The sequence below is a fragment of the Paenibacillus sp. MAHUQ-45 genome, from assembly GCF_058133325.1.
The window spans coordinates 66,678-78,761 of sequence record NZ_JBYUPV010000005.1 but is presented as its reverse complement, the minus strand read 5'-3'; the positions used below and the strand labels follow the sequence as shown (position 1 = coordinate 78,761).

At 50.0% G+C, this 12,084-nt stretch carries 10 protein-coding genes; all 10 read right to left on the bottom strand.

Annotation, left to right across the window (positions count from 1 at the left end; translation table 11 throughout):
* Positions 1 to 152: 152 nt before the first annotated feature.
* Positions 153 to 893: an IclR family transcriptional regulator gene (locus tag AC3Y23_RS13080; protein ID WP_379199495.1), complete on the bottom strand. Its 741-nt coding sequence runs from the start codon at positions 891 to 893 to the stop codon at positions 153 to 155.
* Positions 894 to 946: 53 nt separating this feature from the next.
* A complete protein-coding gene (locus AC3Y23_RS13075) occupies positions 947 to 1,585 on the bottom strand; it encodes an ABC transporter permease (RefSeq protein ID WP_379199493.1) in 639 nt (212 codons plus the stop codon).
* Positions 1,586 to 1,590: 5 nt separating this feature from the next.
* Entirely contained in the window at positions 1,591 to 2,547 is a 957-nt protein-coding gene (locus tag AC3Y23_RS13070; RefSeq protein WP_379199491.1) for an ABC transporter ATP-binding protein, read from the bottom strand.
* Between the two features lie 81 nt (positions 2,548 to 2,628).
* Positions 2,629 to 3,282 (bottom strand): ABC transporter permease, encoded by a 654-nt coding sequence (locus AC3Y23_RS13065; protein ID WP_379199489.1) that lies wholly within the window; start codon positions 3,280 to 3,282, stop codon positions 2,629 to 2,631.
* A gap of 346 nt (positions 3,283 to 3,628) precedes the next feature.
* Entirely contained in the window at positions 3,629 to 4,870 is a 1,242-nt protein-coding gene (locus AC3Y23_RS13060; protein ID WP_379199487.1) for a Zn-dependent hydrolase, read from the bottom strand.
* On the bottom strand, positions 4,863 to 6,134 hold the full coding sequence (gene ertE / locus AC3Y23_RS13055; RefSeq protein WP_379199485.1) for an N-carbamyl-l-glutamate amidohydrolase ErtE: 1,272 nt from the start codon (positions 6,132 to 6,134) through the stop codon (positions 4,863 to 4,865). The genes AC3Y23_RS13060 and ertE overlap by 8 nt, the downstream gene beginning before the upstream one ends.
* A 27-nt stretch (positions 6,135 to 6,161) precedes the next feature.
* A complete protein-coding gene (locus tag AC3Y23_RS13050) occupies positions 6,162 to 7,526 on the bottom strand; it encodes a dihydroorotase (protein WP_379199483.1) in 1,365 nt (454 codons plus the stop codon).
* Positions 7,523 to 9,082, bottom strand: coding sequence for an HAL/PAL/TAL family ammonia-lyase (locus tag AC3Y23_RS13045; protein WP_379199480.1), 1,560 nt, complete (start codon positions 9,080 to 9,082; stop codon positions 7,523 to 7,525). The genes AC3Y23_RS13050 and AC3Y23_RS13045 overlap by 4 nt, the downstream gene beginning before the upstream one ends.
* 38 nt (positions 9,083 to 9,120) lie before the next feature.
* Positions 9,121 to 10,215 (bottom strand): thiohydantoin desulfurase, encoded by a 1,095-nt coding sequence (ertC, locus tag AC3Y23_RS13040; protein WP_379199478.1) that lies wholly within the window; start codon positions 10,213 to 10,215, stop codon positions 9,121 to 9,123.
* A complete protein-coding gene (ertB, locus tag AC3Y23_RS13035) occupies positions 10,215 to 11,870 on the bottom strand; it encodes a thiourocanate hydratase (RefSeq protein WP_379199476.1) in 1,656 nt (551 codons plus the stop codon). The genes ertC and ertB overlap by 1 nt, the downstream gene beginning before the upstream one ends.
* Between the last annotated feature and the right edge of the window lie 214 nt (positions 11,871 to 12,084).

The window sequence follows — 12,084 nt, the reverse complement described above, 5'->3', positions numbered from 1 at the left end:
TCTTCATATTCGCACCCAATCCATTATGTTTATGACTATATTCGTCAGAATACGACACATATCCTTCAAGTATTCAGTCCCAGGGCAACGCAAAAAAGCGGCTCACCTTACCCTCCGCTACTCTTACTTTTTATGCATTTCAATGAAAATAGTTACCCCAATCCACCAAGCTTGCACGAAATACGCGACGCCGCTTCCTTCACATGCTCAATGAACACTGGAATTTCGTCTTTGCCAAGCCGATGAATGGGTCCTGCAGCCGACAGACTGGCCACAATTCGCTGCTGCGGGTCAAGCACGGGCGCCGCGATAGCGAACGCATCCGTATCTACCTCACCCAAGGTAAAACAATAGCCTGCGTCCCTTATGTTATGCAGCTCTTGCAACAGCGTAGATTTCGTGGAATCTGCCTCAAAAAGCTTGCACATGTCTTCGATAATCTTATCATTCTCATACGCAAGCAGCGTTTTTCCCGAAGCGCCGGAATTCAGCGGCAATACCCGGCCATTTTCAATAGACATTCTGATTAATCTTGGACTGGTTACATGCTCAAGACAAATGGCTTTGGAGCCAGAGCGGACGAACAAGACCGATGTTTCATTGGTTAGCGCGGTAAGCTGCTCCATGATCGGTCTGGCGATGACCAGAAGCTCCTTCTCGATCTGCTGAGTCAAACCCCTGGCTAAATCAAAGATTCGCAGCCCCAGGCCAATTTTGCTCCTCCCCTTGCGCTCTACAAAGCCACTTTTAATTAACGATTGAATAAAACGATATGCCGTGCTCTCCGGAATGCCCACCTTCTCCGCAATCTCACTTACCGTAAGCGTAGCGCCGGAATCAGCAAGGACAAACAGGATATCGATAGCACGTTCCAACGTCTGAGTACCATTCATTATTACACCTCAAAATAAAAACGATCTAAGTTATACAACTCTGAAACAGTATATCATACTCGCTGTTCCCCGCGTGCTCTGCGCAAAGTGATTTTCTCAAGCCGCAACAGGACCATGTTCGTCGATAACGCCAGTAAGGAGACCAGCAGAGTACCCCACACCATCTTGGGAATGGAATTTTGGTACAACCCTTCGAACAGAACCCCGCCTAATCCTCCGGCATTGATCCAGGCCGCGATGGTTGCAATACCTATTACCGACACTGACGCAATTCTCACCCCACCAAGAATAACAGGCAACGCAAGCGGCAGCTCAATCCGGACAAATTGTCTCCATGCGCTGTACCCCATACCTTTGGCTACCTCAATAATAGAAGGCTCGATGCCTTGAAATCCTGAGATGACATTGCGCACCAGTATTAACTGGCTGTACACAACCAATGCAATAATAGCAGGCTTGATACCAAGCCCGACGAAAGGGATCAGCAAGGCGAACATGCCCAAGCTGGGGATCGCATAAATAATACTAAGCACAGACAGGACAGGTACCGCTACTTTCCGTTTTCTGGCTAACCAGTAGCCAAGCGGCAGGGCGATAAGCATCGCAATTAGTAAGGAAACAAACGTAAGCACGATATGCTCCCATAAAGAAATCAACAAATCATCATAATGGCGGGAAAAATAGTCCAGCATTCCAATCACCTGCCATTCTGCAGATTCAACTGCTCTAGCGTAATCTGACCTAGCCGCTCACCCTTATCATTCTCAACAACGACATAAGGAACATTGTGCTGCAAAAGAGACTGAAGCGCCGTCTTTAGACTTTCACTAGCCTGAATGCTCGGAACGCTACCCGTTACAGTATCGTTCGTCAAAGGGATCATTCGATCCTCAGCCCGGATCAGGTGAAGCTGCTGGAATAAGTCATCTGCTTGAATCAAGCTCGACACAAAGGAATTGCTAGGGTTCGACATAATCGCCAGTGGGGTATCATACTGCTGAATGGAGCCTTCATTCATGACGATCATCTGATCTCCCAGCTTCATCGCCTCTTCCACATCATGCGTAACAAATAGCACGGTCTTGCCAAGCTCCTGTTGAATTTGCTTAAAATCATCCTGCAGCTTCTTACGTGTAATGGCATCAATCGCGCCAAACGGCTCATCCATCAGCAAAATGGCGGGATCTCCAGCCATCGCTCTGGCAATACCCACCCGCTGCTGCTGTCCACCTGACAGCTGACGGGGATAGAGTTTTTTATAATTTTCCGGAAGATGCACGAGATTCATTAAATAATCAATTCGCTCTGCGGTTTTCTTCCGCTCCCAGCCCAGAATATCCGGCACAGTGGCAATATTCTGCTCGATGGTCAGATGCGGAAACAGTCCCACCTGCTGGATCACATAACCGATGCTCCGACGCAGCTCTGTTACAGGCAAGCTTCGAACATCTTGGCCAAACACGGAAATGGTACCTGCGGTCGGCTCAATAATACGGTTCACCATCTTCAGTAAGGTTGTCTTCCCGCTGCCCGATGCACCCAGAATCGTAACAAAAGAACCTTGGGGAATACTTAGACTGGTTTCGTTCACGGAAGGCTTCGGGGCCTTCGGAAATGTTTTGGATACCTGCTCGAAAACGATTGCCTCTTTCATCGCTAATCAACTCCTGTAGGAAGGGGGCTTCCCCATGCTGGAGAAACCCCGCTGTTTCAATTCTTAAATACTTCTCTCACTTTAACGCTGATATTTGGTTACTATTCTTTCGATTCCCGAAAAACCGATTTCCGATAGAATGGCTAACAGGGCTACAGGAAGCGCACCGACAAGCAGCAAGGAAAATTTGTACATTCCCAGACCATTGATGATGAACGTTCCAAGTCCACCCCCGCCGATGAATGCAGCCAAAGTGGCACTGGCAATGACCTCTACCGCCGAAGTCTTAATTCCGGACAGCAGCAATGGAGCCGCAAGCGGCAGCTCAATCTTGCGCATAATCATTCTCTCGCCCATCCCCAGGCCCGAAGCAGCTTCAATGATTGCCGGCTCGATCCCCCGAAAACCCATATATGTATTAATAAGAATTGGAGGGCAAGCAAGTATCGTCAAGGCGACGAGTGCGGGTGCAAAGCCTGTTCCCATGATCGGTAGAATAATAACTAATACCGCCAAGCTTGGAATGACTCGCAGGGAATTGAAGAGACCCATGATTGGATCGGTCAACCATTGCTTCTTGGCACACAGAATACCGAGAGGTACGCAGATTACGATCGCTATAAGAAGCGCATAAAAGCTTATGCTCAAGTGCACCTTGGCCGCTTCCAGAAACCGGTCACTATTGGTCATCACATACTCGTAAGCTTCACGGAAAACATTCACCCGTAATTCCATCTCCTTCCGCCTAATTTATCATATAGCAATAATTAATTACCACTATTATTAAACTATATATACCATTATGTCAATCGGAATTATTTTTTTGTTTCTTTATATAAGACGAACTTAAGTTCTGAACGTAAAGCTCGGTCGTCACTACGGTGGAATGTTTGGACTTCCGGCCGCTATTGTCTCCAGATTTCTTTTTCATTGTACCGCTGTTTGCGGTTGAAATCCGGAGAGCTTATGCTTCCGATGCGAGCTTTCCTTCAGAAAGCTTTTAGGCGGTCGCTGTCGCTCCTACAGTTCCAAACTTCCCCCTTCGTTCCTCCTCGCTTTTTGTTACTTTCTTTTGTTCGGCTTATATAGAAAGTTGTATCAGAGCATGCAGCAGCACGTTGGCTCCGTCCGCACAATCCTCAGGACTGCTCCATTCCAGTGGATGATGACTGATTCCATCCCGTGAACGAACCAGGATCAGACCGATTTCCGTAAGCTCATTCATTGCAACTGCATCATGGCCTGCACCGCAGACCATATAATGCTCGGGCAGTCCATTAATTCTGCAGCTATCTGCCAAAGTATCAATAATAGTCTGGGAGGAACGAACCGGTGAAGCGCTGTCTGTGGATACAATCGAAAGGCTCAAACCTTTTTCATCAGCTATGATAGTTAATGCTTCTCTAACGGCTCGCTCCATCTGAAGCAGCTTCTCAGCTTGTTCATGCCGCAGATCCACACTATATACAACCTCTCCAGGGATCACGTTAATTACACCTGGCGCAAGCTTTAATGTACCTACAGTTGCCACTCCACCGTGTTCTACAGCTAGCTGTTCGATCGCGAGCAGCTGCGCGGCAGCAGCCGTCAGCGGATCTTGCCGCAACTGCATGGGAGTCGTTCCCGCATGATCTGCACGCCCACGCACTGTCACTTCAAGCCAGCTATGTCCATAAATTGCGGTAGCTATTCCAACGGATGTCCCCAGCGCCTCAAGTACACGGCCTTGCTCAATGTGCAGTTCGACATAAGCCTGGATTAATTGACGACTACGTCTAGCAAGTGCTGCAGTGTCGGGATTAACCCCCGCATCCGCCATGACTTTCTTTAATGAGTTACCCTTGACATCCGTCAGATCCAACCACTGGTCATTCCATCCCCCGCTCATCGCCCGGCTTCCCAGATAACCTGCGCCAAAGCGCACGCCTTCCTCATCCGTGAAGCATATAACCTCCAGAGGGCGAGCGTGCCTAATGCCCTGCTCTTTAATAGTTCGCAGCACTTCTATTCCAGCAAGTACACCAAGCGCCCCGTCAAATCTCCCGCCTTGGATAACGGTATCAATATGCGAGCCTGTAGCTATGGCCGCTGCATCCGAATCTTCACCTGCCAGCACCCCGATCAGATTACCTGCTTCATCCTGCCGGACCTCAAGCCCGGCATCCGCCATCAGAGACATCACAAATTGTCTTCCGATCAATTCTTCATTGCTGAGAGAAAGACGGGTGACCCCACCCTCTTCATCCGCGCCAATCTGACCTAAGGCCTGAATCGATGTCCATAGACGTTCACTATTAATTTGAACAGATAGGGGGTTAAGCATCCTCCCACCGACTGAAATCTTCTTCATCAAATAGAAGCAACGCTTGCCCTAGCGCCTGTGTTCCAGCAGCGACGTCCTGAAATTCCGTCCATTCCTCCGGACAATGACTTCTGCCATCCTTGCTCGGAACAAAAATCATCCCAATCGGCGCAATGCTTGCCAGTTGGTTGGCATCATGCCCCGCTCCACTAGGCAGACAGATGGCAGGAGCCACAGAATTACAGGCGGAGAGCACTTTCTCCAGCACCTTTTCCTTGACGATAACAGCATCCGACTTCGATAAAGACTCAAGGGACAGCTGCAATCCGCGTCTTGCTGCAATCTCAGCGGCTTCAGCAGCAAACGCTGAGTATACTGCCTCAGAAATCTTGTGATCCAGGGAGCGGATCTCCAAATCAAATCTAACCAAACCCGGCACAACATTGGATGCATTGGGCTCATTGTTCATTTTGCCAATCGTGCCTACCGCATCCTTCGCATGGTGCTGACAATGACGTTCAAAGGCCAACCCGATCTCGCAAAAGCCTGCCAACGCATCGTTACGCAGCGTCATCGGTGTCGTTCCCGCATGATTGGGCGCTCCAGTAATCTGGACCCGATAGCGATGAATCCCTACGATGCCCAGCACCGCGCCGAGCCGATGCCCCGATTTCTCCAGCACCGGGCCTTGCTCAATGTGTAGCTCCAGGTACAGCGCTACCTCTCCCGGCTTTCTCGCTTCAGCACGCAACCGGCTGACATCACCGCCCTGCCGGTTGATTGCATCGGCCAGTTGCAGACCTGTATCATCCCGCAGCTCCAGCATCGCCTCTGTCAGATTCCCCACCATGCCGCGACTTCCAATGGTTGAAAGACCGAACTCACTCGGTTCTTCTGCCGTAAAATCAACGATTTGCAGCGTATGCCGCAGCTTCAGTCCTGATTCCCGCAACACACGGGCAATTTCGATACCGGCAAGCACGCCGATAATGCCATCAAAACGCCCGCCGCCGGTCACGGTATCCGTATGGGAACCGATCATAATCGGCGCTAAGCTGGGATCACTGCCGGGCAGAATTCCGATCAAATTAGAGGCGGCATCAATCTCCACGGTCAGTCCCGCATCCTGCATTTGTCCGGTCAGCCAGCGTCTTCCGCTGTCATACTCTTCCGTGAACGGACGGCGGGTCCAGCCGGGCTTGGACGGGTTGATCAGCGTGGATAGCTGCTCAATATTATTTTGCAACCTGGATGTGTTAGGTACCATCCCTGCATGATTCTCCATGTTCCATTCCTTCTCCCTAGAATGAATTTATGCCAGGTGCTCTGCACTTACGAATTGACCATACCCAGGCTGGCCTACCACGGCTCCAGCTTCATACACCACAGCACCTCTGACCAAAGTATGGGTTAGCTTCCCTTGCATTTGCATTCCTTCATAAGCACTCCAGCCCGCACTGGAATGTAGCTCCCGTTCATCCAGTGTCCAGGCAACAGAAGGATCAATAATCGCCAGATCGGCATCATAGCCAACTGCCAGCCTTCCTTTACGATGCCCCAGTCCAAATACATCTGCAGGTCTTTGACTAAGCAATCTCACCATCTCTGTAAGTGAAATCCGCCCTTTCGCCACACCTTCACTATAAATGATAGGTAGCAAATGCTCGACGCCCGGAGCCCCGGAAGAATTGTTGAAAATGTCAGCATCCGATTTACGCTCAAGCAGCCATGGTGCATGATCGGAGGTGATCATATCAATGGCGCCTTTGGCAGCCAAGTCCCACAGACCTTCTACATCTGATTTGGAACGCAGAGGAGGGTTGATTTTCCCCTTCGCCCCGAGGCGCGGCATATCCTCTTCACTAAGCGTCAAATAATGCGTACAGGTCTCTGCCGTAATCTTGGCCCCAAGCGAACGGAAATACTCTGCCAGCTGGAAAATACGCGGATACGTACAATGATATAAATGCAGCTTGACTCCGGTCTCGTAGGCTAGCTCCATTACCGTCAATGCAGCGACGGATTCACTGACCTTCGGTCTGCTCCAGCCATGCGAACGAGGATCACTGCCCGCTTCACGATACTTACCAAGGTAGCGTCTTACGATCTCATCGTTCTCGGCATGGACGCCAACCGGACAACCTGTCTCGGCAATGACCGCAAACGAATCCAGCAGCTGCCCGTCATCGATCCGCGGAAACCGGAAGGAGTCCGTATTAAACATCGATACCTTGAAGCCACAGGCTCCTGCAGCTGCCAGCTGGCGAATATGCTCGTAGCCATCCTCCTTATGGATGGTCACCAGCATAGCCATATCTACAAGGGATTCCTGCTCAAGCCGTTGTCTTTTTTCCTCGAACATCTCAAGCGTGCAAATCATACCCGTCGCATCGTAAGGCATCTCAATAATCGTCGTTACCCCACCTGCTGCTGCCGATGTACTAGCCGTGGTGAAGCCCTCATCTAGCGAACTGTAACAATGAACATGCGCATCTACAGCTCCGGGGAGCACAAAACTCCCCTCTGCGTGAATAACTTTATCTGCCGTGATGTCCTCATGGTCCTGTAGGCCAATACTGACAATCTTGCCGCCCTTTATTCCAACCGCTGAATCATATAGCACTCCATCAGGAAGTACGAGGTTTCCGTAAACTAGAAGATCATATTGTGAACTCATGAATCCCTTCTCCCTTCCAATCGAATTCCCTTGCGCATTAATTCATAGGCAGCACTAATATCAGGCGTTAGCGGCCGATCCTCTGTCAAAGGGGATACCACATTTCGAATCTGTGCATAGACCGCGGCTGATCCTTGACCTAATGCAGCTTGTGAACCACGTAAATCAATTGCCTGAGCGGCGTGAATGGCTTCCATACCAAGAATATAATATAAATGATCAATGATATCAGTTGTCTTACGAATCACCAGCGGGGTGTTGTTACTATGATCCTCCATGTCCCCGGCAATAGAGAAATAGTCCGCAGAGACCGGATTAGACAATAGCCGAATTTCCGCATCCAGTGAAGTAAAGGTCTTCTGCATCGTGCCGAAAGCAATCGTTTCTTCATTAGGAGCCAGAAAACGACTCAGGCCTGAGAAATGCGACGTACCCAGCTTGAGCGAGCGGTAGCAGGATATTTTGGATACATGACTGAGTGCAATGGCCAGCATCTCAAAAGCAACGGTCCAGGTGGTCACGTCGAAATTAGATGAAGGAACCACTCTTCTTTCCTTTAAAAGAACACAAGGATTGTCATCTGAGCTATTCAATTGAACGCGCAGAAGCTTGGACGCATACGACAGCGCATCCCGAGCCGCCCCATGGACATGACAGCTACTACGAAAGCTTAATGGATCCTGAATTTTCTCCCGCTGATCCATTTGCAACAACTGGCCTCCGTGCAATTGATTCCGGACATTCGCTGCACTTTCTGCCGCTCCTTCAAGTGGTCGGACCTCGAACAACGCCTCTTCAAACGGGCTGACGCAACCTTGCAGCGCCTCAAGTGACAAGGCGAACACGGCGTCCGCCGTGTCCAGCAATCGTAGCGCCGCCGCTGCCGTTAAAGCCGCGTTGCCTGACGACAAAGCGTTAGAGCTAACAATTGCCAGCGCATCTTTAGGTCCAAGCTTTAAAGGTAAAATTCCATTGGCTTCCAAAGCCGCTAGGGCAGAGATGGTATTCCCTTGATAACTTACTTCACCTTCCCCAATCATGGCTAAACCAATATGGGACAAAATCGTTATATCTCCAGCACCCACAGAGCCGCGCACCGGAAGAATCGGATGGATACCTGCATTAAGCATATCCTGGTACATCAGGACGATCCCCGGCTGCACCCCAGTACAACCTAACAGCAATGTATTCAGGCGGGCGACAAGCACCGCTCTTACCTGCTGCTCCGAAGCAACAGGACCCACCCCGGATGAATGCGAGTAGATCAGATTCCGGTTGAATGCCTCATACATATCAGCGGTGATCTGACGGTCCTTATTCTTTCCGACACCACGATTCAGTCCATAAATCGGAACACCTTCCGCAGCTAGCTCATGAATCAGAAGATGCGCTTCTTGAACCCGCTCCATAGCTTCGGGTGACAATTCTACCCGGCATCCGCTAGTCGCAATCTGCTCAAGCTCCTCAATGGAGAGATTGTGCCCATCCAGCGTAATTATGTGATCGGACCGTTGCTTCCCTTTGTCCGTATCGTTCATTTTTATTTTCGCGTCCATAGCCAAGCACCTTCTCAGTTGTAGTAAAGAATCAATTATTAGATGCCCTTCAAACCGTATTCCGCAAGCGGAATGCCAAGCGCCTTCTCTACTTCTGGATAAACCGTAGGATCCTTCACGCTGGAGCTAAGCGGAACATGCTGCTTGTCGATGGCCAGCAATGAAATCTCCATTCCTTCCTTCACACCGCCTACACTGATTGGCAGACCTGTGGCTACCTCGAAAGTTGTGATAACATCCGGGTATGTTGTTAAGCGGTTTCCGTTCGCATCGTCTACCGCCATATATTCATTCATGACATGCAGCGTCAGTACTCCGCCGGCACCATCTTCCATTGTGATCGTCCCGATATCAAAGGCGCCCGAGTAATGAACATCTTTCTTCAGTACGACACCTCTGCCGAGCATTTTACCGTTCGTTTTCTGAACTACTGTCTCCATAATTGCCTCCGGCCCGATCGCCTCGGCCTCAATCATCGCGTAGCCAAGGTCAAGCGCAATCGAAATCCCGCCAATCGCCGCATGCTCCTTAATATAGGAAGCCGGAATCGGATGACGTGCAGAAGCAATGAAGCCTCCAGACATATCGGAAGCCGTACGCAGGATGTTGGATGTCTTCGCAGGCGTTCCTTTTACAACCAGCTCCAGGTAAGAACCAGTGTCTCTGCGGCCGCCGACAACCACCTGAATGGTCTGATAGTCAAGGCGCGAAGCCAGACCCATGGAGCCCATTTTACCTGTAGGATGCGCGCGAATATCGCCGGTTGCATCCACAACCACCAGGCCGAGTGCTGCAGCAGGTAACCAGCCGTTGATCGTACTGGACATGCCGTTCTGTGGCGTCATCACACCGACTACTTTACCGTCAAAGTTCTCCATCAGGAGCTGAACAGCTTTGATATAGTCAACGCCCCACATCTCCCATTCATTCCCGGCAGGTGCACCAATCGCTGTACAGGTAATAATTATCGCATCATCCGGAAGCTCATCGACCGATACCAGCTTGGGCTTCGCAATACCTACCGCGGCACCGCCAATCTCCAACCCGTGGTCAACCCAGCCGCCACCTCCAGCTGCAAATACTGCTCCTCCTCTAACTGCCGCACGTACATCCGCTATCGTTAATTCCCGCATTATTCATTCTCCTTTCGAGTCGTGTCAATTCTGCGAATCCCTTTTTTGCTTACTTCGTCCAATGCTTCCTCATAGCCTGCGTCTGCATAGCGCATCACGCCGAGGCCTGTATCGTTGTCCAGCGTTGTTTTCAAGCGAAGATCCGCATCATCCGTTCCATCCGCTACGAGCGTTACGCCAGCACTTGTCATATAGCCGCTGTAACCGCCTCCGCCGGAATGGATTGCTACGAGATCCGCCATTGAAGAACAGTTAATCATGGCATTCAGGAGCGGCCAATCCGAGATAGCATCACTGCCGTCCTTCATATTCTCGGTCATGATGTTCGGGTGCGCCATCGATCCGGCATCCAGGTGGTCACGTGAAAAAGCAATCGGACCGCTAAGCTCGCCCGCCTTAACCATTTCGTTCACCGCCAAGGCCAGCTTCGTCCGGTCACCGTGTCCGAACCAGCCAATACGCGCTGGCAGACCTTCCACCGGCACATACTTGTTCGCCAGCGAAATCCAGTTCACAACAACATCGTTATCACTGAAATTCTTCAATATATATTGATCGATCTTCTGAATATCGCCGGCATCCCCGCTCAGCGCTACCCAGCGGAAAGGACCAATGGCCCGCGAGAACAGTGGTCTAAGGAAGGCTTCCGTAAATACCGGGATATCAAAAGCATTTTCCACGCCGTTCTGCACCGCTTGCGAGCGAATATTATTCCCGTTATCAAAAACAATCGCCCCTCTGCGCTGGAACTCCAGCATCGCTGTAACTTCAACAGCAATCGAAGCCCTTGCATCAGCCTGGAGCTGATCAGGCGCGGATTTGCGCATCTCAGCAGCTTTTTCCAAACTATAGCCGGAAGGAATGTATCCATACAACAGATCATGCGCCGAGGTCTGATCCGTAACCACATCAGGCTGTATCCCTCTGCGAATCAGTTCCGGATAGATTTCGGCAGCATTACCAAGCAATCCTACGGACAGACTCTCCTTCTTCTCCGCAGCTTCTCGAACCCACTGCAGCGCTTCATCCAGATTGTCTGTCTTCTTCTGCAAATACCCGACTTCAATACGTTTATCAATTCTGGCTTCAGAGACCTCAATGCATAAAATGACGGCACCCGCCATCGTACCCGCCAGCGGTTGTGCGCCGCCCATTCCGCCGAGTCCAGCTGTTAGGATGAACTTACCCGCCAGGCTACCGCCGAAATGCATTCTAGCGATCGATTGGAAAATCTCATATGTTCCTTGGATAACACCTTGCGAACCGATATATTGCCAAGCTGCGGCGGTTAGCCCGCCCCACACGATCAAGCCCTGTTCTTGATATTTATAGAAATTATCACTTGTAGCCCATCTGCCAACGATGTTACAGTTCGCCATAACCACAATGGGAGCATACTTATGTGTACGCATAATACCGATCGGTTTACCGGATTGGATAACAAGCGTCTCGTCCTCTTCCAAGGATTTAAGCGTATTAACAATGGCATGATAGGAATCCCAATTCCGTGCTGCCTTTGCAAGTGCAGCATATACCGTAAGCTCCTTCTGATTCTCACCATTTTCGAGTACATTCTCAAGCATTCTCAGCAGCGCTTCCTGCCTCCAGCCCTTACACCGTAGCTCTCCACCTCTAGCAGCTGTAATTCTATCCATGCCTATTCCTCCTTTTTATCATCATTCAATAATTACTTTCTATTAATCAATAAATTAACAAACACACACCTTATAGTCAATACAATTTGCAAGAATTGCGTCAGTTTAAGTAACGCGCTAGGAAATAACAACTTTATTGCGGTGCCATAATAACTTTTATTATATATGGACACTGGTTAATCGAGCTAATTCAACTAGCAATTCTCCATCCTAT

What these genes read in the sequence shown, in the direction of transcription:
- AC3Y23_RS13070 (WP_379199491.1), bottom strand. Translation starts at nt 2,547, where the DNA reads ATGAAAGAGGCAATCGTTTTCGAGCAGGTATCCAAAACATTTCCGAAG.
- ertE (WP_379199485.1), bottom strand. Translation starts at nt 6,134, where the DNA reads ATGGAGAATCATGCAGGGATGGTACCTAACACATCCAGGTTGCAAAAT.
- AC3Y23_RS13065 (WP_379199489.1), bottom strand. Translation starts at nt 3,282, where the DNA reads ATGGAATTACGGGTGAATGTTTTCCGTGAAGCTTACGAGTATGTGATG.
- ertB (WP_379199476.1), bottom strand. Translation starts at nt 11,870, where the DNA reads ATGGATAGAATTACAGCTGCTAGAGGTGGAGAGCTACGGTGTAAGGGC.
- ertC (WP_379199478.1), bottom strand. Translation starts at nt 10,215, where the DNA reads ATGCGGGAATTAACGATAGCGGATGTACGTGCGGCAGTTAGAGGAGGA.
- AC3Y23_RS13045 (WP_379199480.1), bottom strand. Translation starts at nt 9,082, where the DNA reads ATGGACGCGAAAATAAAAATGAACGATACGGACAAAGGGAAGCAACGG.
- AC3Y23_RS13075 (WP_379199493.1), bottom strand. Translation starts at nt 1,585, where the DNA reads ATGCTGGACTATTTTTCCCGCCATTATGATGATTTGTTGATTTCTTTA.
- AC3Y23_RS13060 (WP_379199487.1), bottom strand. Translation starts at nt 4,870, where the DNA reads ATGCTTAACCCCCTATCTGTTCAAATTAATAGTGAACGTCTATGGACA.
- AC3Y23_RS13080 (WP_379199495.1), bottom strand. Translation starts at nt 893, where the DNA reads ATGAATGGTACTCAGACGTTGGAACGTGCTATCGATATCCTGTTTGTC.
- AC3Y23_RS13050 (WP_379199483.1), bottom strand. Translation starts at nt 7,526, where the DNA reads ATGAGTTCACAATATGATCTTCTAGTTTACGGAAACCTCGTACTTCCT.